The organism is Gardnerella sp. DNF00109 (assembly GCF_049262845.1).
Taxonomy (GTDB): domain Bacteria; phylum Actinomycetota; class Actinomycetes; order Actinomycetales; family Bifidobacteriaceae; genus Bifidobacterium; species Bifidobacterium vaginale.
The window spans coordinates 1220927-1245151 of record NZ_CP058406.1 but is presented as its reverse complement, the minus strand read 5'-3'; the positions used below and the strand labels follow the sequence as shown (position 1 = coordinate 1245151).

At 45.2% G+C, this 24225-nt stretch carries 16 protein-coding genes and 1 tRNA gene; 12 read left to right on the top strand and 5 right to left on the bottom strand.

Going from position 1 to position 24225, the window contains the following annotated elements:
* Window positions 1-78: 78 nt before the first annotated feature.
* The 6 genes from typA (at window position 79) to HXT20_RS04930 (ending at window position 6612) form a co-directional block, all read left to right on the top strand.
* Window positions 79-2001 carry a translational GTPase TypA gene (typA, locus tag HXT20_RS04955; RefSeq protein WP_004114597.1) on the top strand — a complete coding sequence of 641 codons (1923 nt, stop codon included), beginning with the start codon at window positions 79-81 and terminating at the stop codon, window positions 1999-2001.
* 9 nt (window positions 2002-2010) lie between these two features.
* Window positions 2011-2445, top strand: a complete 435-nt coding sequence (locus HXT20_RS04950; protein WP_004574855.1) for a hypothetical protein — start codon at window positions 2011-2013, stop codon at window positions 2443-2445.
* A 152-nt stretch (window positions 2446-2597) separates the two neighbouring features.
* Entirely contained in the window at window positions 2598-3626 is a 1029-nt protein-coding gene (locus tag HXT20_RS04945; protein ID WP_004113425.1) for a prephenate dehydratase, read from the top strand.
* On the top strand, window positions 3620-4687 hold the full coding sequence (locus tag HXT20_RS04940) for a prephenate dehydrogenase (RefSeq protein WP_422114279.1): 1068 nt from the start codon (window positions 3620-3622) through the stop codon (window positions 4685-4687). Before HXT20_RS04945 ends, HXT20_RS04940 begins: the two co-directional genes overlap by 7 nt.
* A gap of 24 nt (window positions 4688-4711) precedes the next feature.
* Window positions 4712-5719 carry a site-specific tyrosine recombinase gene (locus HXT20_RS04935; protein ID WP_101891795.1) on the top strand — a complete coding sequence of 336 codons (1008 nt, stop codon included), beginning with the start codon at window positions 4712-4714 and terminating at the stop codon, window positions 5717-5719.
* 53 nt (window positions 5720-5772) lie between these two features.
* Entirely contained in the window at window positions 5773-6612 is an 840-nt protein-coding gene (locus HXT20_RS04930) for a ParA family protein (RefSeq protein WP_004113420.1), read from the top strand.
* Between the two features lie 239 nt (window positions 6613-6851).
* Here the strand turns inward: HXT20_RS04930 and HXT20_RS04925 are convergent, their stop codons facing one another.
* Complete coding sequence (locus tag HXT20_RS04925; protein WP_004113418.1) at window positions 6852-7133, bottom strand: DUF6725 family protein; 282 nt, start codon at window positions 7131-7133, stop codon at window positions 6852-6854.
* 981 nt (window positions 7134-8114) lie between these two features.
* Complete coding sequence (locus HXT20_RS04920) at window positions 8115-8339, bottom strand: hypothetical protein (protein WP_075038765.1); 225 nt, start codon at window positions 8337-8339, stop codon at window positions 8115-8117.
* On the opposite strand from HXT20_RS04920, the gene HXT20_RS04915 reads away from it, so the two are divergent.
* The 6 genes from HXT20_RS04915 to HXT20_RS04890 all read left to right on the top strand — a co-directional run bounded on the left by HXT20_RS04915 (window position 8332) and on the right by HXT20_RS04890 (window position 19735).
* Window positions 8332-14154 (top strand): Rib/alpha-like domain-containing protein, encoded by a 5823-nt coding sequence (locus HXT20_RS04915; protein ID WP_422114278.1) that lies wholly within the window; start codon window positions 8332-8334, stop codon window positions 14152-14154. The two genes, HXT20_RS04920 and HXT20_RS04915, sit on opposite strands and share 8 nt — an antisense overlap.
* Window positions 14155-14448: 294 nt before the next feature.
* Entirely contained in the window at window positions 14449-16086 is a 1638-nt protein-coding gene (locus HXT20_RS04910) for a SpaH/EbpB family LPXTG-anchored major pilin (RefSeq protein WP_422114277.1), read from the top strand.
* Between the two features lie 333 nt (window positions 16087-16419).
* On the top strand, window positions 16420-17538 hold the full coding sequence (locus tag HXT20_RS04905; protein ID WP_422114276.1) for a class C sortase: 1119 nt from the start codon (window positions 16420-16422) through the stop codon (window positions 17536-17538).
* A gap of 237 nt (window positions 17539-17775) precedes the next feature.
* Window positions 17776-18582, top strand: a complete 807-nt coding sequence (locus tag HXT20_RS04900) for a GTP pyrophosphokinase (protein WP_004574898.1) — start codon at window positions 17776-17778, stop codon at window positions 18580-18582.
* A gap of 221 nt (window positions 18583-18803) precedes the next feature.
* Window positions 18804-19565: a Bax inhibitor-1/YccA family protein gene (locus HXT20_RS04895; RefSeq protein WP_004117411.1), complete on the top strand. Its 762-nt coding sequence runs from the start codon at window positions 18804-18806 to the stop codon at window positions 19563-19565.
* Window positions 19566-19650: 85 nt separating this feature from the next.
* A tRNA-Ser gene (locus HXT20_RS04890) sits at window positions 19651-19735 on the top strand.
* Window positions 19736-19944: 209 nt separating this feature from the next.
* Here HXT20_RS04890 and HXT20_RS04885 read toward each other — a convergent pair.
* The 3 genes from HXT20_RS04885 to HXT20_RS04875 form a co-directional block, all read right to left on the bottom strand.
* Window positions 19945-21252 (bottom strand): hydroxymethylglutaryl-CoA synthase, encoded by a 1308-nt coding sequence (locus HXT20_RS04885; protein ID WP_101886552.1) that lies wholly within the window; start codon window positions 21250-21252, stop codon window positions 19945-19947.
* A gap of 143 nt (window positions 21253-21395) precedes the next feature.
* On the bottom strand, window positions 21396-22721 hold the full coding sequence (locus HXT20_RS04880) for a hydroxymethylglutaryl-CoA reductase, degradative (protein WP_421780072.1): 1326 nt from the start codon (window positions 22719-22721) through the stop codon (window positions 21396-21398).
* 191 nt (window positions 22722-22912) lie between these two features.
* Entirely contained in the window at window positions 22913-24163 is a 1251-nt protein-coding gene (locus tag HXT20_RS04875; RefSeq protein ID WP_009994898.1) for a thiolase family protein, read from the bottom strand.
* Window positions 24164-24225: the final 62 nt, after the last annotated feature.

Below are 24225 nucleotides of genomic sequence, written 5' to 3'. Positions count from 1 at the left end.
GCGATTGCATAAGCGGCGTGTCTAAAGCCGCGAGTAAACTCGTCTAGGTTTGGCTAAATAAAACGGAAGAGGTTTGTAATGACTGTTCGCGGTGATATAAGAAATGTGGCAATCGTAGCGCACGTTGACCATGGTAAAACAACGCTCGTAAATGCCATGCTTCAGCAGTCGCACGTATTCTCTGAGCGAGAAGAAGTGCCAGACCGCGTAATGGACTCCAACGACCTTGAGCGCGAAAAAGGCATCACCATTCTTGCCAAGAACACTGCTGTGCAATACACTGGCCCGCTCGCAGAAAAGTACGGTCACCCAGAGGGAATTACAATCAACGTAATCGATACCCCAGGTCACGCCGACTTTGGTGGCGAAGTAGAGCGCGGCATCTCCATGGTTGATGGCGTTGTGCTGCTTGTTGACGCTTCCGAAGGTCCACTTCCACAAACTCGATTCGTTCTACGCAAGGCTCTTGAGGCAAAGTTGCCAGTGATTTTGTGCGTTAACAAAACGGATCGTCCAGACGCGCGTATTGACGAGGTTGTGAGCGAAGCTACAGATTTGCTTCTCGGTCTTGCACAAGACGTTGTTGAAGAAGGAATCGACCTAGATATTGATTCGCTTCTTGATTTGCCTGTTATTTATTGCGCTGCAAAAGCTGGCTATGCATCCTTGAATCAGCCAGAAAACGGCGGTTTGCCAGACAATGATAATTTGGAGCCGCTTTTTGACTCCATTATTTCCAACATTCCAGCACCAGAGTACGAGGAAGGCGCACCTCTTCAGGCTCACGTTGCAAACATTGATTCTTCCGACTTCCTTGGCCGCCTCGGCTTAGTGCGAATCTACAATGGCACTTTGGAAAAGGGTAAGACTTACGGGCTTTCTCGTGTAGACGGCTCTATTGAAAACTTCCGTGTTTCTGAGCTTTTGCGCACGCAAGGCTTGGAGCGAACTCCTGTTGCATCTGCAGGTCCTGGAGATATTGTTGCAGTTGCAGGCGTTAATGACATTATGATTGGCGAGACGATTGTAGATCAGAACGATCCAAAGCCTCTTCCATTGATTCACGTTGACGACCCAGCTATCTCCATGACTTTCGGCATTAACGATTCGCCGCTTGCTGGCACAGAAGGTAAGGATCACAAGCTTACAGCGCGCATGATTAAAGATAGGCTTGATCGCGAGCTTATTGGTAACGTGTCTATTAAGGTTCTTCCAACAGACCGCCCAGATGCTTGGGAAGTTCAGGGTCGTGGCGAGTTGGCGTTGGCAGTTTTGGCGGAGCAAATGCGTCGCGAAGGCTACGAGCTTACAGTTGGTCGTCCTCAAGTTGTTACTAAGACGATTGACGGCCAAATTAACGAGCCTATGGAAAACACTACGATTGATGTTCCAGAAGAATACATGGGTACTGTTACGCAGCTTATGGCGGATCGCAAGGGTCGCATGGATTCTATGAGCAATCACGGATCTGGCTGGATTCGCTTGCAATTTACTGTTCCTTCGCGTGGTCTTATTGGCTTCCGCACAGCTCTTCTTTCTGCGACTCGCGGAACGGGAATCGCAAGCTCTATTTCTGCAGGCTATGCTCCATGGGCTGGTCAGATTGTAACTCGTCAAAACGGCTCCATGGTTTGCGATCGTAAGGGTGTTGCAACGCCTTATGCTATGCAGCGTTTGCAGGCGCGTGGCGTGTTCTTTGTGGATCCGCAAAGCCCTGTGTACGAAGGTCAAATCGTTGGTATTAACAATAAGCCAGACGAGTTGGACGTTAACATTACGCTTGCTAAGCATATGACTAACATGCGTTCTTCTACAGCAGATGTGCTTGAGACTTTGACTCCACCAATTAAGATGAGCTTGGAAGAGTCGCTTGACTTTGCTAACGAAGATGAGTGTGTGGAAGTTACGCCTGAGTCGATTCGCGTGCGCAAGATCATTTTGAGCCGTGATGAATGGTATAAGTGGCGTGCTAAGCAGCGTCGTCAAAATAATGCTGCGTGATTCCTTAAAATGATGTTTAACATAAAGTCGCATTCCGTGCTATTTGCTAGCAAGTGTGCGGCTTTATGCGTTTTGGCGGCATTTTGCGCGGTTTTGGGCACTTTTGCGCATCGAATGGGCGCTATGTACAACTTTCCGTACGGTCTTGTAATCGCGCTTTTGCTTGTTACTTTGAGCGCGTGTTTTGCTCGCATGCTTTGTGGCATGTTTGGCTTTATTTTGCACGCAATTGTGTGCTGTTCGGTTGTGTGGATGATTGCGCTTGGATGGTTTAGGATTTTTGGCGCGTTTCGAGGCGTGCTTGTTGCCGTTGGTTTTGGCGCGGATAATCTTCCGTGGATTGCGCAAAATGCTGGATATTTTTGGCTTTATGGCATTATTATTGTTCACGTAGTTTTGCTTTTTATCCCTAATAAATTCTTTGTTATCTCTGATGCTAAATAAGCGGTGCTAAATAAGTGTAAGTTAGTTTATAGGTGAATTTTTATAGGTGAATTTGCTGCATGTTTGTGCAAAAATAGCATTATGCAGTAGTCTTACTTACAGTCTTAGAGTCTTAAAGTCTTACAGTCTTAGAGTAGTTTTGAGGAATAGTCATGAATAGCAATATAGTCATGAATAGTAATAAGAACAGTAATAATGCTCGTAAATTATGCTATTTAGGGCCGGAAGGTTCTTTTACTCATCAAGCTGCTTTAAAAGTTAAAGAACAATGTAAATCGTTAGGTGCTTTGCGTCTTATTCCAACTGCGTGTGAGAATATTCGTAATATCGCTAGCAAAATTGAAGATTGTCACGATTTGGGTATTATTGCGTGGGAAAACAATATTGAAGGCGTAGTAATACCTAATTTAGATCTATTAATTGATGCAAAAAATATGGTTGGCATTGCTCGCTTGGGCGTTGATATAAGTTTTGATGCTGTTGTTTGCCAGTCGGATTCAATCGATAACTGTTCGACTATTGTTGCTCACCCTCACGCGTTGGCACAATGCCGTAAGTTTGCTCAAAAGCATGGATTGAAAGAAAAAACTGCGTCTTCAAACGCTGCTGCTTGTAGGGATTTAGTTCCTGGCGAAGTTGCTTTGTGCCCTAAAATTTGTGCTGATTTATACAATAGGCGGATTGTGAGTGAAGCTGTTGAAGATTTTTCTGGCGCGCGCACTGAGTTTTTAGTGTTAGCTCCTAGAGATGAGGCTTTCAATTTTGTTAGTATGCATCGCGAATGCTATTCATCTTTTTCTTCGATTATTGCTTTTATTCCGCGTTGTACAGGTGCTGGAGTGCTAGCAAATTTGCTTGACGTTGTGCGCGATCATGGTCTTAATATGACTTCTTTTATGTCTAGGCCGATTAAAGGTCAAGATGGTTTATATAGTTTTATTGCCACTGTTGATGCTGCTCCTTGGGATTCTACGTGCAAAGCTATGATTCAAGAAGTTGTTGAACATGGTGATTGGGTGCGAGTTTTAGCAGTGTATCCTTCTGATAATAGAGATAATCCGGTTATGAATGATTGGATGCTGCCTAATGGCGGAGTGTGTATTGATGCTCCAGGCGATGCTCTAGTTGATGCTTTGAGCGCTTTGAACACAATGCGTGCAGAAAGAGAATTATTATGGTAGAAGATGTTGGATTTTCTAAAAAATTTTCTGTTGGTATTGTTGGACTTGGACTTATTGGCGGATCAATCGCAAAGCGTTTGGCTGCGACTGGCTCCTGCAAAGTGTACGCGTATAATCGCCATCAAACAATGTATAAAGAGGCGAGGGTGCTTGGAATCACTTGCGTTGAAAGCGTTGCGGAGCTTGCGCGCATGCAGCCAAATGTTTTGATTTTATGCAATTCGCTTGCCTCTATGCCAGAAGTTCTTGGCGAGATTTCGCGCGGAATCAACAAACAGCACACAACTTTGACGGATGTTGGTAGCGTTAAGGGGCTTGTGCGCGAGCAGGTTAAGGCAGCGGGGCTTGGTGATTGCTATATTGGCGCGCATCCTATGGCTGGCAGCGAGTTTACGGGTTGGCAGGCGTCTAGCGTGCAGCTGCTGAACGGCGCGCTTTGGGCAGTTAGCGTTGATGAGAATAGTGATTTTTGGCGGTTTTTGGCGGTTTTGCGCGTTATTGTGTCGTTGTGTGGCAATCGCGCGCTTGTGTTGAACGATTCTATACACGACGCTTCGGCGGCGCTGATTTCGCACATGCCGCACGTTGTTTCTACAGCGCTGGCGAACGTTTTGTGCGGAAGCGAAAATCGCAATGTTGCGTTGCAAATGTCGGCTGGTTCTTGGCGAGATATGACGCGAGTGGCGCTTACGGATCCAGATCGCACGCGTGCAATGGTTGCGGAAAATCGGCGAAATGTTGCGGATTTGCTTGGGAGTGTGATTGAGGAGTTGAGTTTTGCGAAGAAGATGCTTGAGAGGAGCGATGGCGATTCGGCGGTTGCTAGCGATGAGCGCGCGTTTTTTGCTAAGGCTGATTCTTGGCGCGAATATAAGTATAAGGAGCGCGCGGTTGCTTGCGATGAGTCGGCTGGCGATTTGCGCGAGCTTCGATTTGCGCTTGATTGTGCAGGTGATTGGCAAAGTCAGCTGATTCAAAGCGCGCAAAGCGGCGAGCAGATTGTTGGCGTGGCGTTTAGCGATTCTGCGGTTGCTTGCGCATTACGCAACTCGAAGTGGTAGATTCGAGCGGCATATAATTGACATATGACCGAATCGCAGCAATCGCCATTTTCCCCAAAAATCCAGCAGTTTCTAAACCACATAAGCGTGGAGCGCGGGCTTTCGCCAAAAACCGTTGAAGCTTACGAGTCGGATCTTACAAAATACACGAACTGGCTGCGCGAAGCCCGAAAAATAAACGATGTTAATGAAATCACGCAACTAGATATTGAAGAATACGTGCGCGCAATGTCATCACAAGCAATGTCATCGCAAAACTTAGGACCTCGCACGATTGCGCGGCGAATCGCAAGCATCCACGAGTGGAACAAATTCATGCTTTCCAACGCGCAAATCGCAAGCGACCCTTCTGCAGAAGTCAAAGCGCCAAAGCAAGCGGAGCATCTTCCAGACGTGCTCAGCATTAGCGAAGTGGAGCGCGTAATCGATGCTGCTGGCGGATTTGGTAGCACGGATGCCGTCTCGCTTCGAGACCGTGCGCTTGTGGAATTTTTGTACGCGACTGGCGCGCGCGTGAGCGAGGCGGTTGGCTTAAAATTCGAGGATATTGATTTGACGGAATCGGTTGTGCGGCTTAGTGGCAAGGGGCAAAAGCAGAGGCTTGTGCCGATTGGAAAGTGTGCGGTACGCGCGTTGCGCGATTATTTAGCTAATGCCAGACCTATTCTTGCAAGTCGCGCGCAAAAGTCGCCAGCAACCGCAAAGTCGCGACTCAAGTCGCCATTAAACTCATCATCAAAATCCGCAAATTCTCACGTGATTTTCCTCAACAAACGCGGCAAATCACTATCTCGCCAATCCGCGTGGGAGGCGATTTCGCGCGCTGGCAAAATGGCTAAAATTGGCAAAGAATTGCATCCTCACACGCTTCGACATTCATTTGCAACACATTTGATTTCGGGCGGCGCCGATGTTCGCACTGTGCAGGAGCTGCTTGGGCACGCGTCCGTTACAACAACGCAAATTTATACGCATATAAGCCCAGATGCGCTTATGGAGGCGTATGTTATGAGTCATCCGCGCGCGAGATAGATACACAACGACGCATCGATTCACTGAACATACCTTTTGATAGACTGAAGTTTATGCCTACTGATTTACTTGGACGCGAATATGAGACTTTCCGCGCGCCCGATGCGCTTACAACGCACGGTCCTGCGCGCATTATTGCTATGTGTAACCAGAAGGGTGGCGTTGGTAAAACCACCAGCTCCATCAATATCGCTGGTGCGTTGAGTCAATACGGTAGGCGAGTTTTAATTGTTGACTTCGATCCGCAAGGCGCTGCAACGGTGGGGCTTGGGATTAATGCGAACGCGCTTGATAACACGGTTTATACGGCGCTTTTTGATTCTTCTGTAGACGTGCACGATGTGATTCGTCACACTGCCACCGAAAACATTGACGTTATGCCTGCAAACATTGATCTTTCTGCTGCAGAGGTGCAGCTTGTTACCGAGGTTGGTCGCGAGCAGATTTTGGCTGGCGTGTTGCGCAAAGTTCGTAACGAATACGACGTTATTATTATTGACTGCCAGCCTTCGCTTGGCTTGCTCACTGTAAACGCGCTTACGGCGGCGGATGGTGTGATTATTCCTGTTGCTGCGGAGTTCTTTGCGCTTAGAGGCGTGGCGCTGCTTATGCAGTCGATTGAAAAAGTACAGCACCGAATTAACCCAGATTTGCAAGTGTTCGGCGTGCTCGTTACCATGTTTACACGCACTTTGCACAGCGAAGAGGTTTTGCAAAGGATTTACGAAGCTTTCCAGGGGCGCGTGCTGCATTCTGTTATTTCGCGTTCGATTAAGCTGCCGGATTCCACTGTTGCGGCGGTTCCGATTACGATTTTTGCTCCGGAGCATAAGACTGCTAAGGAGTATCGCGAAGTTGCGCGCGAGCTGATTTCTAACGGCGTTGTTGAATAGCGCTTTGCGTGACGATCTGCCTTCGCATTGCGCTGTAGTGCGCGAACGATATTTCCGCTTTTTGTTGTTGATTTTGTGGTTTTGAGCTACAAAGTCGGGAAAACTTTCCGCTTTTTGTTGCTCGACACGCCAATTAGAGCAACATTCTCTCGCGCGACGACCTGCCTTTTTGCTTAAAGCGTAGCACGCGGTACGACACGCTGAAATTCAGTACAATCGCACTACATAGCTTGCGTAGATTAGCTGCGATGTTTGCGCTCGGGTATTGGCTTTAGCCTTACGATTGTGCGCGCGTCAATGAACATTTCTTGCTCGGGTCGGCTTCCGTTTGCTGCCGCGTCTCGCATAAGATGCAATGTTGCTCCGTCCCAGCTGATTACGTGACCAATCGCGTCGTGGTATTCGATTTTTTGCGATTTGGCGTCGGTTGTTTCTTCGCTGGCGTCGGTTGCTTGCGATCTGCCAGTGGCTGTTTGCAATCTTTCGTCGCCGCCTAATTGCGCGACTTTGTATGTTCGCACAACAATTCGTGCGCCAACTGGTATAAACTCTGGCAGAATCTGCCGCCTAATTAAGCTAATCGTAGTGCTGCCTTCCGTGTTATTTGTGTCTTCGCGTTATTTGCCGTGTGTTTTGCTTTGACTTTGTTAATTGTATCGCAGTGCTCTCAAACTCGTAACGTTTTGTAATACTCTGCAGTGCTCGAACGAATGATCTGCTTTCCCGAGTTTGCGCGACGACCTGCTTGAGCGCTTTTATGTAGTGCGTTTGTATCAAAAACGCTGAAATTCAGTACAATCGCACTACATAGCTGGCGATTTGTGGTCAGTGTGCATCCGAACCACAAGATGTTGTGGTTTTACGACACGCAGGTCACGCAAAACACTTCACCTACTACATAAAACTATTCTGTTATTAGCAATCAATCAATAGATTTTTTTGTAAAAGAGAACGATTGTAAAAACTTTTCCTTAAAGTTCTGTTAAAGTCTATTTTTTCTTGCAATTCGTTATGGGGGGGGGGGTATATTTGCTAAATGCTTTTGCTTGAGTACTTTAGTAAAGCTGCGCGTTCTGCTGCTTTATTGTTGTGCTCACATGTTGAATCGCATTAAGCGTTGTTTGTAAATGCTGCAATTGCTAAATGCTAGTTCATGTATTTGAATGCTCTTAGTACTTCTGTACTTGATACGTGTAGTATTCTGCCCAATTTTGGGATTCGTGTAAAAGCAGGGTGTTGCTTATGCAATAGCCGAAATTGCCAAAATGGCTAGGATGTACAAACTAGCCAAAAATGACAATCGAAGGTGAGTCGATTATGTTACCTGCAAAGTTTGCTCGTTTCGCATCTCGCGTGTGCCGCATTGCGCAGAAGGTTTTTTCTGTGAGCGATACTGACAATGCGAATAGTGTGGCAGATACGTCTGCTGGTTCTGACTCTACCTATTCAACGCGCCCAGATTCCGACTACCACAGTGCGCCAATTTATTCGTACTCAAATATTCAAGTAAATTCTTCATCATCTTCTTTATCTTCATCATCTTCTTTATCTTCATCATCTTCTTTATCTTCATCATCTTCTTTATCTTCATCATCTTCTTTATCTTCATCATCTGAGAATGATTCATTAAGCTCATACGTAGGTAAAACAGCAAGAAAATCGCATATCTTCCGAAACATGATTCTTGCAATAATTGTCACCTTTGCCACCATAGTAACCATGCTCATCGTGCCGCCGCTAAAAGAAGCTAATGCTGCTAATGTTGCTTGGGATTACATTGGTAATGGATATATTTCTCCTGATTCTGTTGCGAGTCACGATGTATATCGTGATTTCGATGTTCAGCCACCAGATATAGATACAATAACAATTAATGGAAAGAAAAAAACGACCATCACTTGGAATGTTCTTTTTAACGCAAATGGATGCAGACTTAAAAAAATAGAAAATCCAAATGCAGTGTGTACTTCTGACAATTTTCAACATGCGTATAGTGGTAGACCTGATTTTTATCTTATTTTGCCAAAAAACATCAAGGATAATACCATAAGAATTACGAGATATCGTACAAAAGCTATTCTCGGTATTGGTGGCAACAAGTTTGCGTGGGAATTACGAGGCAAAGATCAAGTACCAAGCGATTTTAATAATGTTTTTAGTAATTCTACGCGCATACCGGGTGATCCTGATTATGATAGTTTCTGGAAAGACTCTATTGAACGATGTGGTTTAGGTACAGATGCAACATGTGAAGTCGATACATGGCGTCGAGCTGGTAATTTTGGTAGATTATTTAAATCTTGGGAACAAGATAACGATGCAGATTCTATTCGCTGGATTGTTACTGCAGAAGTTGAAGATGGCGTTGATCCTTATAAATTACCTTTTATGGCAGGTTGGATTTCCTACACAGGAGATAAGCACAAGTTTACAGTTTTTGGTCCCTATGATCACGATGGTGACGGCATACCAGACTTGGAAGAGTTTAAGTTTGGTTTAAATCCTAAAAATAATGATGATATCCAATTCCCAAAGAAGTCTAAAAATGATGCTGTTTACGGTAAAGTTACTTCCGTAAAGCCGTATATCAACACTGGTGAGTGGGTTGGCAATTCATATTCCGGCGATTTTAAATATTACAAGGACATGCCAAATCAAGGGATCAGAACTACGTCTGAGGTAATTCCAACTGATGCTGGAATAGAATTTACTTTTAAAAAGACCAGTTTCGGTACTAAAGAAGAACTTCCTGATGGTGTTACAAGAGTTAATAATCCTAATAATATGAAACCTGGTGAAGCATATATTAATCCAAAAACAGGCGAAGTTAAGTATAGTCCTAAGCCTTCTGATAGAGGGAAAACCATACATTTTGATGTTCAAATAAACTATCCTGACCCTAGACCTAACAATTGTAAAATGAACAATTCAATTGTGAAGGTTAAAGGCGTTGATATACACGTTGTTTCACAAGCCTCACTGTATAATCCGTACTACGACACTACTACAGTAAAAGCTGGTGAAGGTAAAGATTCTAATTCTCCTAGGGATAGGGGAGGCAAAGCATTCCCCTCTGGCACTAGGTTCAGAGCAGAAACTTATAATAAGTATCAGAATCCACCAACTTGGGCAAAGATTAAGAATGAGTCAACTGGTGTTGTTACCTTCCACCCAAATAAGTGGGTTCCTGCTTCTAAACCTAATCAACCTGAAAATAGACCTGTAGTTGTGTATTATCCTGATGGCTCAACTTCAAAGGATCCTGATTCTGGTAATAATGGTAATCCAGTTAATGCCCCTGTAATAGTCACTAGAGATGCTTCTGAATCAGGTGACTTGCAGCTCCATATTCATAAGAACCAAAATGGTCAAGAGATTGATTACACCAATGGATTCGTATTCCGCAAGAATCGCGATGTTACTCCACAGCCATGGATAGATTCTTGGTCTGTACGTGAGCCTGGAGATATTAGTATTCGTTCTGTGTGCGCTGATACTACGAATCCTATGAGTTTGAAGTATCATCTTAACGGTATTAATGGCATAAAAATAGAAGGTGATACACCTTGGCAGCATGCAACTGATGAAGAACAGGAAAAGTGTCGAAATGGTCAGGGTTGTGCAGCAAACAAATTATTTGATAGCACCGGCAATACCATGGAGCGTACGCGTGGTCATATTAAAGGGAAACCAACAAAGATTGGCAATTATCAGTGTACTGTCTATGCTTTGAAACCTAATGCTTTGAAGAGATTTGAAGAGGCAAAGAAAAAAGATTCCAAGATTGAAAGCTCAGACGGTTCTGCTACTAATATCATTAATACAAATACTTTCAATGGTCTAAGAGAAGGTGTTGATTATACATCTAGAACTGTGCCAATTAAGGTTCACTCTGACGCGCATTATTATAACCCGCAGTACACGAAGGTAAGTGTACAAGCTGGTAATACAGAAGGTGTAATGAATGCTGCTCCAGTAAGCCAAACTGGTGCCAATGGTGTTGCAGCTGATAATCAAAGCCAAAAGGATTTAGTGCAAGACGGAACATATTTGCCAAAAGGCACATGGTTTGAGCTTAAAAAGTATTCTAAGCATAAAGATTCTAGAGAAAAGCCTGTTTGGTCGAATTTTGAAGGAGATCAGAGCAATAAGAAAAATGGTAGTAATGAGGCGAAAGATAAAACTACTGATAAAAGGTATGGAAAGATTACGTTTAAACCAGAAAAGACTACAGAAGCAAGAGATTATTTAGTTCCTGTAATTGTGCATTATCCAGACGGCTCCACGTCGGAAGATTCTGATTCTGGTAATCTCGGAAAGCCGATTTACGCTCCTGTCTCTGTAACTCTTACAGAAGTTGCAGATGATGATTTGAAGTTGAAAGTTTATGATAGTGAAACTCATGGCGGACGACTTATTAAAGATAATGATAAAAATGGTGTGCGTTTCCGTAAGGGTGAAACGTTAGGCGATGGTAGTAATGATACTAAACCAATGTTTTTTGACTCTTGGTCAAGCAAGAAACAAGGAACTATTTACCAGCGAATGCTCTGCTATAAAAAGAATAGGGAAACTGGTAAGCCTGAAAGTTATGAACTTGATGGAATAAACGGTTTGAAGCTTGCAGGTAGAAAAAATGTCAAAGATGGTGATTTGGTTAATGCTGTAGGTGGTAAAACTTCTCAATGGAAGATAGCTACAGAGCAGCAAAAAAAGGATTGTAAAGATAAAAAACAGTGTGATACGAAACATTACTTATATGGTAATGAGAATGATACTACTGCTCGCACTTGGGGATGGCTGCACGGCAAAGTGAAAGATAATGGCGACTTTGTGTGCACTGTGTACGCTATTAAAGAACTTAAATACAATGGAAAAAATGGTGAATTACAAAAAAAGTTTGATACGGCTGTAAATGACTTTGTAAAGAAACCTGGTGACCGTAAGTTTGAAGATGTTGTTAAAAGAGTATTAACAGATAAGCAAGATAAAACAAATCCTCAGAATAGCACTCAAAGACACGTTGATTGGGACTCTGTAACATTCCCAATTCACGTACACTCGGACGCTCACTACTACAACCCTAAGTATGAGACCATTACTATGGAGGCTGGTACTAAGAAAACATCAGAACGTCCAAAGAGTGCTCGTGATGCTAACAAAGCAAAACTTAACCAGAGTGAGGTTCAGGAAGGAGAACTTCCTGAAGGTACTTGGTTTGAGTTTAAGATGTATAAAGGATATGCTCATAAACCTCCATTGAGTTATTCGTTCTTTGAAGATGGGCAAAATAATACTGATAATAATAATTCAGCTAAAAGCAAAGATGGATTATATGGTAAAGTAACATTCCGTCCGCACAAGTGGTTCCCTGCTACAAGTGAGAATAATCCAGATCAAACTCCTGTTGTTGTGCATTATCCAGATGGTTCTACATCAGAAGATTCTGATTCTGGTAACAACGGTAAGCCAGTCTTTGCTTCAGTTAACGTACTTCGTTCTCATGATGAAGATGCTAATAATCTACACCTGAATGTAAGTGATCGTGAAGGTGGCGGTAATTGGAATAATCCTACGATTAACCTTAGTAAGAACGAGGAACTTACAGTTAATAATAGTAAGGGTCGTTGGCTTGATTCATGGTCACAGTATAAGCCTGGTAAAATTAACCTGCGCACTATTTGCTATAGGAATAATCCAGATGGCACTAAGTCTCATTATCAATCTGGTGGCATTGCTGGAATTACTATGCAAAATGTAGAAAAGTGGGATCATACTGAAGATCCTGAAAAGCAGAAGAAATGCGAAGAAAATAGCAATGAATGTGAAGTTAAGCATTTATACGACGACTATATTTCTAACGGTAATTCGCAAAAAACTACCGAGCGTACTCGCGGATGGATTAAGGGTACTGCAAAGGAAACTGGCGACTACGAGTGTGTAGTGTACGCGATTAAAGAGAAGCAGTTCAGTAAAGATACTAATAATTTGCTTACTAACTTTGATAATGCAGTAAAAAAACTTAACAAAGATGCAAGTAAAAATAATACTGATCCTTTAAAAGATTTCCAGTGGAATATTAGTGGCAGTGGCAATAACATTGTTAAGGCTAAAAAAGGTGTCGATTATGAGTCTCGCACAATACCAATCCACATTCACACTCAAGCTCACAACTACAATCCTGTGTATGATAAAGTAAATGTTCGAGCTGGTGATGAAGTACAATCTGGTTTGCCAAAGAATAAGAAGCCAACTGGGAAGCATGTAAATACTAAGTCGCTTGCGTATGGAGCTATATCAGACAGTGTATCGTTCCCTGACGGTACGTGGTTTGAGTTGAAGAAGGATGACGGTAGTGCTGCATCTTCATCTGAAGACGCATATGATTGGTCATTCTGGAAGAATGGTCAGAAGGATAGTAATGCTCCTAGAGATAATAACAATCCGCTTAATCACAATGGTAATGATACTGGAATAGGTGCAGGCTCTAGGTATGGTAATGTTACATTCCATCCAGACGTAACTGTTACTCCAAAAGACCATTATAAGACACATGTTGTTGTGCATTATCCAGATGGTTCTACATCAGAAGATCCAGATGCTGGCAATAACCAGTTTAAGCATGATGATAATGCAACTAATACTATGAACCCTGTGTATGCTCCAGTTAAAGTAACTGATTTGGGCTATAGCGGTAACGATTTGCGAATGAGTCTAACTAAATCTAAAGATACTAACAGTGTGCTTAATGGTAGTAATGATCTTACTGTTATGAAAGGCATTGGTCTTATTAGAAATCCGTTTGTACAAGCTTGGAGCGTAAAAAATAAGACCAAGATTCATCTACGTATGATGTGTTCAAAAGACAACACGAATAAGTGGAGTCGCGGACTTGAGGATACATTGAACATGCATTTGGGTCATGATTATGGCGAAAACACTCCTGAATGGACTTTTGCGACCGAATCTCAGCAGAAAGATTGTAGAGAAAATGGAAATTGTTCTGCTGACCATGTTTTGTATGGAATGCTGAATGCGAATAATACTCAGGCAGGAAGCGTGGAAAGTTCAACCGCTCGCAGGGAAGAAGAAATCGAAGGTGCTCCAAAAGAGACTGGAACGTATGTTTGCTCTGTTTTTGCACTGAAAGATAATGCGCTTACTGCTTTTAATCAAGCTGTTAAAGATGGTATTCCTCAGAATGATGGTAGTTATTCATCAACCGATATGTGGAATGTAAAACTTGCTGGCGTAGCGCAATCTAGAGACTGGGATCGCATATCCTTCAAAGTACACGTGGTCGAACAATTTAAGCTGCCGAAGACAGGCGGGGAAGATTGCGTGAACTGGAACATGCTGATGAGCGTGCTGTGCGTGATTGGCACGGGCGTGATGGCAGCTGGGTTCTTCCTTGAGCAAACCAAGTGGGGGCGCGCGATGCTTGATGCGTTGTTGCGTAAGACACTGATTAAAGATTTTATCTGCAAAACTGCCAAAAAGCTTCGCGCTTTAAGGCGACGTAGCGAAAGGTGGCGATGCTGATGAAAAAATTTGCACGCAATCCTGCTAGTCGGCTAGTCGAAAGAGTAGCGCTGGCTTGCAAGCTTGCGGTGCGATTCTCGCTAAAACTTGTTGCGTACTACGATTCGCGTAAACATTAGCGCGATGAATAATTGTGGCTCGTTCGCAAATTGTGGATCGATCACGAACCGTGGCTTGCTTACAGATTGTGGCTTGCCTATATATCGCAACACAAAATAAACAATAAACATTAAACAATAACCGTATTTTCCTCAAAAACCTGCCCAAAAGGGCACTGATATAAAGGAGAAGAAAGTGAATAAGTTCACTAAACAATGCGTTGCCGCGGTGGCTTCGCTCGCAATGGCTGGCACGCTGTGCGTTGCTGGCGCCGTGGTTGCTGGCAGCTCCGCTTGGGCTGCTCAGACTGCCTGCGATGCTTCTAAGGCACCATGGGATCAGGACAATAAGCAATGCACTGGTAAAATCACCATTAACAAGTGGAAGTATGAAGGCGATAACATAAAGAAAACCCACGTTAACGCTAAGTTTAAGATTACCAAGGTAACTCAGATTCTTGGATCTGACAACCAGAAGAAAGACCTTAATTTAACATCACAAGAGGATTGGTTAGCAGTTGCTGCTAAAGTGCCAACACTTAATGCAACTCCAAATGATACAGCTAGTATCACTTTAGATACTAAGTCAACCGAAAAACCGACTACTAACGGTGTTGCAGAGTTCGACGGTCTTGGTATCGGCTTGTATAAGGTTGAAGAAGTAAGTGTTGACGATGGTTATGAAAAGCTTGCTAACCCATTCTTCATGACTGTTCCAGAAATCACTCGTAAGTCAACTGAAAAGAATAACACTTACACTTATGATGTAAGTGTTGATCCTAAGAACGCATACACTAAAGATGCTATTGATAAGACTGTTGATACCACTGGCATGGTTGGTGCAAAGGATGAAGTTCCATACGAAATTAAAGCCTCTGCAATTACGACCAGTAATACTCCTGCAGCTAATTATACGAAAGATGATTTCAAAGACTATGCGGTTTGGGATGATGTGCCAACCAATGCATATGAAGCCAAAACTGATGCTGTAACTGAAGTTTTGGTTGGAACTAAGAATCTCACAACAGATAACGCATCTAAAAAATACTATACAGTTGAACAGCCAGTGGCTGGTACTGGTACAAATGGCATCGACAATGGCTATTCTCGTTTAAAGATTACGTTTAATGATGCTGGTCTTACTGAGATTGCTAACCAGCGTAAAACTAACTATGACGTGAAAGTAACTGTTAAGCTTAAGTTCACGCTTAAGAGTGATGTTTCTGCTGGCGATGTTGTTAACAAGTATGGTTTCCAGCAGGGTCATAATAAGGATAATCCTAAGCCAGAACCTAATAACCCAACTCCAGATCCTAAGTCTAAGGTAACTCTTCGTGACTTCCAGATTAAGAAGGTTAACGGAACTGATACTTCTAAGACTCTTGCTAAAGCTAAGTTTGCAATCTTCGCTAAATTAGCAGATGCACAGGCTTGCGCAGCGGATTCTACTCGTTCCGCTGACAAGTGCGATAACAAGTCTACTAAGGGCTTTACGAACGCTGCAACTGGAACGCCTGAAACTGGTTTGACTACTGCTTTCAAGGCAAAGGTTAACCAAGAATTCTACGTTGTAGAGACCGCGGCTCCAGATAATTTTGCTTTGTCTCCAGCTGTTGAAAAGGTTACTATTCCAGCTAATCAAGCGACTGCAACTGCATACGTCTACGATTTCAAGGATGTCCCAACTAAGGACGGTGGCTTCTGGTTCACCCTTCCAAAGACTGGTGCTGCTGGCGTGATTATCTTTGCGCTTATTGGCCTCGGTCTCGTTGGCTCTGGTATGTTTATATTCCTTAAGAATCGCAAGAAGGAAGAAGAGCAGCAGGCTGCGTGATTTGCTCAGTTGATTAGCAAATCATAAACGATTGAGTCTATAAGATTAAATCTATAAACGATTGAGTCTATAACGATTGAGTCTATAACGATTGAGTCTAGGGCAAAAACCCTAGACTCAATCCTATGTGGACTGTTAAAGCAACAAAACCCGTCGTTTTTCCGCTTTTTGTTGTTGATTTTGTGGTTTTAAGCAACATTTTCGGTAAGTTTTTCCCGATTTTGTTGTTAATTTTGCCGTTTTGAGCAACAAAAAGCACAAAATCCCACTGCGTTTGTAGCAAAATCAAACCAAATATTATCTTTCATTAAATAGCTTGAGCTTGGAGGAGTTATGAAGCTAGCCGATATTAGCAATTGGTGCCGCTCACTGCGTGCGCGCGCGGTTACTAAATTGTTCAAGAATAAGGCGAAGCGTACCTCCAATGTGGCTGGCACGAGCAGTGTGGCTGGTGCGAGTGGTTTGCTAGCGGATAAGTCGCAAGCAGCCGAAGAGCAAATTCCACGATCCAACTCAAGCAAAAATATAAACAAAACTAAAAAAATAACTAAAAAGAAAATCGCACTGATGCGCATTCTAGAGCCGATTGCGCTGGTTCTTGCAGGCATTTTGTGCTTTAGCTACCCTGTGTGCTCAACGCTGTGGAATAATCACGTTTCGAAGGAGATATCGACAGCGTACGATAAATATAATCACGATCAGGCTGGCGACGTGCGGCGCGCTCACATTCGCGATGCGAAACGTTATAACGCAACGCGCAAAGACATGCTCACGCGCGACCCGTACGGCGGCGACGGTCAGGAAGATATAACTAACACGCCTGGATACAAGCGTTATCTTAAAACGCTTGAGGAGCCGATGGGCATTATCGGCATTATAAAGATTCCGAAGATTGGCGTAAAGCTGCCGATTTACCACGGTACAAAAGAAGACACGTTGGCGCGAGGCGCGGGGCACTTGTACGGCACGGATTTGCCAGTGGGTGGTAAGGGGCGGCATACTGTGATCACCGCGCACACTGGTTTGCCGAACGCAACCATGTTTGATTCGCTAACAGACCTTAAAAAGGGTGACTACTTTTATCTTGATGTGCAAGGGGAGACCTTGCGTTACAAGGTGTTTCGTATAAACGTGGTGGATCCGCACGATATAAGTTTGCTGCAGCGCGAGAAGGGGCGCGATTTAGCTACGCTGCTTACTTGTACGCCGTATGGTGTGAACTCGCATAGGTTGCTGGTTACGGGGTATCGTGTGCTGCCGGACCCTGTTGCGCCGCCAGAAGACCATGTGCAATGGCCGCTATGGATGACGTTGTTTGTTATTGCGATGATATTCTCGGCGGCGATTCTTGCCATGATGATCACTGTGGTTGCTGGTAAGAGGCGGCGTAAGTGGGATATTCGCGGCAAGCACATACTGTGGGTTGGGCGCGGCGAGATTAAACTGCGCTAGCGCTATTTCCCGATTTTGTAGTCCAACACGCTGTTTAGAGCTAGAAAGTGCGTCACATCGTTCGTGCGGATTAGCCGCGCTCACGTCTTCGCCGCGCAGAAGCAGTGCTTCTGCCTTGAGCGGCTCAGCGCTCCGAATTGCCTTCGCGCGCTACGCTTTAAGCGCGAAGGCAGGTCGTCGCGCATATTTTCAGGCGATTATCAGACTTATAACAAAATTACGAGTAGAATAAGAACCGTGATACTTGATCGTCATAATCGTTTAAATTTGGCCGAACTTTACGCCAGCTTGCAAGGAGCGGGAGATGGTGGGGCGCCAGACGCCACCGCGGAAAAGTCGCAAGCAACCGCTGACGAAAAGTCCGCGCAAAAATCACCTATAAAAAGCGAAACGCCGCATCTTCCGCCCGATCAAATGGACGAATTCGTAAACATGATGCAAGTGTACGAAGGCGCGATGTACGAAATAAGCACGAAGCTGGAGATTTTGGACGGCGAGTTTCAGGTGCGATTTTCGCACAATCCCGTGCATCACATGGAGCGGCGACTAAAATCCGTGCACTCGATTTTTGAGAAGCTACGCCGCAGAAACCTAAGCATATCAACGCGTTCGATTCGCGACAATCTGTTCGACGTGGCTGGAATCCGCGTGATTTGCAACTATCGCGACGACGTGTACGCGGTTGCGCAATACCTTTCCAAGCAAACGGATATTCAAGTTTTGCAGGTTAAGGATTATATTAAAAACCCAAAGCCGAATGGGTACCGCAGTTTGCATGTAATTTACGCTGTGCCAGTGTTTTTGTCGTCGGGTGCGCATTACACGCCGGTGGAGGTGCAATTCCGTACAATCGCAATGGATTATTGGGCGAGTTTGGAGCACGCGTTGCGCTATAAGGCTGATTTGCCGGACGCAAAGTTGGCGGAGCATTCTAAGACGCTGCTTGAGTGCGCGCAGAATTTGCAGGCAATTGAGGCGCAAATGCAGGGTATTCATCGCGATATTAATGGTGCGCCGCGCGTGGAGGATGCGCCTGAGTCGTAACGCGCGACGACCTGCCTTTTCGCTTAAAGCGTAGCGCGAAAAGGCAATTCGGAGCGCTGAGCCACTTAAACGTAAAGTCCAGTGGACTTTACGTGCGGCGAAGACGTTCGCGCGCGTAGACCGCGCGAACGACGACCTACATCTCCGCTTTTTGTAGCACGACACACATAGTCGTACAAATGTACTATAATTAAATACTTAATAAGGATTTAGGAGGAATTATGGGAGATTTTGGAAATTTTAACAGCAATTATGCTGGCAACTTTGCACAAAACCCAACAATTGTCGACGCGCAGGCTACTTATGTGCGCGAGCAGGCAGAGCGAGTGAGTGTGCGTCGAGTTTACGCAGAGATGACTGTTGGACTAATTGTCACAACGCTTGTGGCAATGTTTACGCAAAGTACGGGTGCGCTTTACTCTTACTTGTATGCTACGGGTCGATTTGGATTCTTCGGCATTATTATTGCGCAAGTGGTGCTTGCTGTTGTGCTTGGAATGCGCGTTATGAAAATGAGCGTTTTTGCTGCGCGTGCGATGTTCTATGCGTATGCTGCGCTTACTGGCTTTACGCTTAGTACGATTTTTACTGTGTTTAGTCTCGGCTCTATTGCAATGGTTTTGGCTTTAACTGCTGGATTCTTCCTGTGCCTTACAATGCTTGCGCTCACTACAAAAGTGAATATGCTTAAGGCTGGTCCTATTCTTATGGTGGCTTTGCTGGTGTTGTGCGTGAGTCAGGTAATTCTTATGTTTGTTGCTCCAAGTGCTGGAACAATGCGATTTATTGCTGCGATTGCAGTGCTGATTTTTGCAGGTCTTACGGCTTACGATGCACAGAAAACTCGTGCGATTTTTGAAGCGTATGCTGATCAGCCAGAAATGATTAAACGTATTTCGATTATTTGCGCGTTTAATCTTTATTTGGACTTCATCAACATGTTTGTGTACTTGCTGGAGTTGCTGGGAAATAGGCGCGACTAGATACGAGTATGCGCGTTTTTCCTAGGGATTATGGTAGGCTATTCGCTTGTGTGATTGATGCGCATATTGCGTAGCAATCACACAAGGATGGGTGTCCGAGCGGTCTAAGGAGACGGTCTTGAAAACCGTTGTAGGGAAACCTACCGCGAGTTCGAATCTCGCCTCATCCGCGAACAGGGTTTCTAGCAAATTGCTAGAAACCCTTTTTTCATGCCGAAAACCCTTGAAATATCAACGTTTTGGCTTGTTTTTGTGTGTATGCGTAGTGTGTTTGCGCGACGGCCTGCCGTATTTTAGGTACAATCGCACTAAGGTTTTGTGTGTATGTGTAGTGCGTTTGTATTAAAAAACACCGTAATTCAGTACAATCGCACTACAGCTAGATAGAACGATAGTTACGCTCTTGAGATGTGATGGAGTCAAGTACGAATCGCGCGCCACTTCGATTCTTCTGGCTGCTTATAAAATCCTGCGGAGAATAAGGCGCTGCGCTGTTAAACATCTCCTCGTATTGCGAAACGCTTAATTGCGTGCGATTGTTTAGCGACTTTAAGTGCTGATTAGAAAACAGCGCGCTACGCCAGTCTGGAACAAGTGTTGCGCTAAAAAATTCTGCTACAGCGCCAGAACCGTAGGAGAACAAGCCGATTTTTTGACCTGGGAGTAAAGGAGACAGGCATGTCGGCGATTCGTTTGTGTGTGTTGCGGAAGATAAGTCGCAAGAAACCTCACTATCGCCATCAACCGCAGAATCGTCAAAATTCCTAAAATAATCGAAATCAAGTAAAGAAATTAAGCCTAAATAGAGTGAACCAGTGTAAATATTACCGATTCGGCGACTATATTGTGTGCTGTCTTGGTATCGCGCAAGAAGACGTTCGCGCGTATCGCTTGTAATAGGCGCGCTAGAATTTTCCTCCAACCCAGCTCGAAGCGCTTTAAGCCCCATTTTTGTGTATGGAAGATGGAAGCAAATCGCCTCAAAATCGTTGAAATTGCAGGCGTTTTCCGCACTGTACCGCTGCCACACGTCGCAGAACATGCGAATGTATTGTTCGGTTGAAAACTTTCCGCGAGCCAACGCCGTGCTTTGATATACGGGACGCCAAAAATCCTGGATTTCCGCCGATTTTACAACGCTGTCGTCGTTGATTTGCAACACGTGTGGATTCTCGCTTACAAGCATCGCCACAGCACCAGCGCCTTGCGTCACCTCGCCAGGAGTGCCAACGCCGTAGCGCGCAATGTCTGCAGCAATCACCAAAACTTGCGCGCCAGGATGCGTCAAAACGTAGTCACGAGCCATCATAAGCGCCGCAGTTCCGCCATAACACGCTTCTTTTACTTCCACGCAGCGCACCCACGAGCTAAGGTTTAGAAGTTTGTGAATATAAAGCGCGCTGGATTTGCTGGCGTCGACGCCGCTTTCTGTGCCAACGATCACCATTTTGAGGCGGTTGCTGTCGATGTACTGCATCAGCGGCAGAGCAGCTTGAGCGCCAAGTGTTACGATGTCTTGGTGGTTTGGTGGCACTGCCTGTTGGCTTTGACCGATTCCGATTGTGAATTTGTTCGGGTCTATTCCGCGCTCAATCGCAAGGTCGCGCATGCTTAGATAGCAATTTGGAGTTGCGAAAGTTATGCGGTCGATTCCGACTTTTGGAGTGTTTTTTGAAGTATTGCTCATGATTTCCTATTTTTTTTTTTAAGGCGATTTTTTTAAGGACGATTTTAGTGGTGTAAATTTTACGGCGTGGTTGCTGGCGACTTATCCCAAACAGAAGGAAGTCGCAGTTAACCGAGTAACACGTGTAATTATCATTTTAAACTCTAAGTATTTTTGTCTTTTCGCAAATTATCAAGAATCATCCTTGCAGAATTCGTGTTTAAATCGGAAGAATTTTCGTTTAGAAGCGCGTGCACAACTTTTTGAATTTCGTCTCCGCGCGCTCCAGATGCTATAGCGATATTTGCGGCTTGAAGGCGCATGTGACCAGCTTGGATTCCAGGACCTGCGAGTGCGCGAAGGGCCGCCAGGTTTTGCACGAGTCCTACGGCTGCTAGAACGTTACGGAAATCATTGGCGTTATTGACTTTAGAAACTTGCAACGCGACTTTTGACATTGGTAGCGAGGCGATTGCGCCGCCCACTGTGCCGATTTGCAACGGGATTTCGATACGACCGTAAAGGATTTGACCTGAATTTTGCAAGGTCCAGGTTGAAAGAGGCATGTAACGACCAGATTTTGCTGCCCATTCGTGTGCGGCGGCTTGTAATGCGCGCGTGTCGTTACCAGATACGAGTGCTGCTGCAACTATTCCATTTAGGATTCCTTTGTTGTGGGTTGCAGCGCGCTCCGCGTCTACGGCGGCCAGGGAGCTTAAGGCGGCGATGCGTCGCGCAAGGCGCATGCCGTCGGCATCTCCAGCCGCGGCTGTTTTTGCGCTAGTCACAAGCGCTTCTACGGGTATGCGCACTTCGGCGACTGTTGCCGCGCGGCTGGAGTTGGCAAGAATTGCCACCAGCGCCTTGCGTCCAACCCAGCTTTCCAGCTGGGTTTTAACAGCTTCGCCAATGGTGTTTGCTATGTTTGCTCCCATTGCGTCGCATGCGTTTATGTCTAGTGTTAGCTTGGCGAAGCCTGTTAACGCCGCCGCCTGCGCGCGTTCTAATCCGCCGCCGCGTTGGTATATTGATGGGTGTGCGGAGCGCGCAACCTCACTAATCGCCGTGCGTTTTGACTCATTACGCATTATGCTATCTAGTTTTTTGGCTACGCTTCCGTCCGCGTCTTCAAAAACTATTTGTGCGCGCGTAACGTAATGTGCGCTGTGTGCTACAACGCCGTTTTCTAGGCTTTTTGCTGCGATTTTTGCACCGTTGCATGCGGCAGCGATTACGGATGGCTCTTCTGTAGCCATCAGCACGTTTTGCATAACTCCGTTTACTTTTAGGCCGCGCACAACGCCTACTGGCAGGCTGAATCGCCCGATTTGGTTTTCGATCATGCTGTTTGCAACGCTTGCAGGAATGTTTGTTTCGCTGCTTTGCGCGAGTTGTGCGAGCAGAAGTTGCGTGTAATCGCCGCTAAGCGTGCCTTCTGATTCCAGCGTTTTTATGCGCTGTTCTACGCTTAATTCTCGAAAAGCTGCCATGTTTCTCCATTTTTTTTTGACGTCATTTTCGCGATTTTCACTTTTGCAATGTTGCTTTGACGCTATTGACGCTATTCAAGTCGCCGGCAACCGCCACATTCACCGCCAGCAACCGCGCGTATCACAACACTCCGTATGCGTTCTGCGACTTACTTCGCGCGTGTCACAACACGTGCACGTCTATCACACGTCTACTTTCGCATCCTAACTTGCATGCTCACTCCAATTCCGCCTCCCACGCACAGAGCTGCAACACCGTTTTGCATGTGATTGTCTCTAAGTGCGTAAAGAAGTGTTGTTAAAATCCTGGCTCCGCTAGCGCCCAAAGGATGCCCGAGCGCAATCGCGCCGCCTCTTATGTTCAGTTTGCTTTCGTTGATGTTCAGCTGCTGGCACACGGCTATGCTTTGTGCGGCAAACGCTTCGTTAATCTCAAAAAGGTCAATGTTTTCAACGGTGTAGCCCGTGTTTTTTAGCATGCGTTCCATAACGTGTTTTGGCGCGTAGCCCATAAGGTCTGGACTGATTCCACCTTCTGCAAATCCTACGATTTCTGCCAAATAGTCGATTCCGTGCGCGATTGCGTAGTCTTTGCTCATTAAGACGAGTGCTGCTGAGCCGTCGTTGATGCCGCTTGCATTTCCGGCTGTCACAGTAGGCGAGTGTTTTGCTCCAGAATACGCCTCACGAGTTTCATCTGCCTCGCGCATTCCACCAGTTTCGCACCTGTCAAAATCCGCCTCAAACAACGTTTTAAGCTTAGAAAGCTTCTCTATAGAAGTGTTGGCGCGCGGATGCTCGTCTCTGTTAATCACAGTTCCGTCCAAAAGCTGCACGGGTGCAATCTCCGCGTCAAAATCGCCGTTATTTTGCGCGAAAACGGCTTTCTGGTGCGATTTTAACGCAAAAGCGTCTTGCTGCTTGCGCGTTATGCCAAACTTCGCGGCCACGTTTTCGGCAGTAACTCCCATTTCTTTGCCAGTAAAAGCGTCACAAAGTCCGTCTTTTTTTAGTCCATCAACCAGTGCGCTGTTGCCGTAGCGAAGGCCACCAAATCGCACGTTTTGCGCGTAAAACGGCACGTTGCTCATGCTTTCCGTGCCTCCAGCAACTACCACTTTTGCATCTCCCATGCAAATCGCAGATTGCGCAAGGCGAATGGCTTTAAGACCAGATCCGCAAACTTCGTTGATTGTCATTGCGCAACTTGACTCGTCAAGCCCCGAGCTAAGGGCGATTTGGCGCGCAACGTTTTGACCGCTGCCTGCTTGAAGTACGTTGCCAAAAATCGCTTGATCTACAGATTTTGGACTGATTTTTGCGCGTTCGATTGCGGCTTTTGCTGCGATTGTTCCTAACTCAACAGATGTGAGCGATTTCAACGCGCCTCCGAATTTTCCTATCGGTGTGCGCGCTGCGCTTACAATCACAACATCACTCATACGTTTAGCCGCCAATCAGTTGAAAACTAGCCGATTAAAGCTATCTTGATCAAGCTATCTTA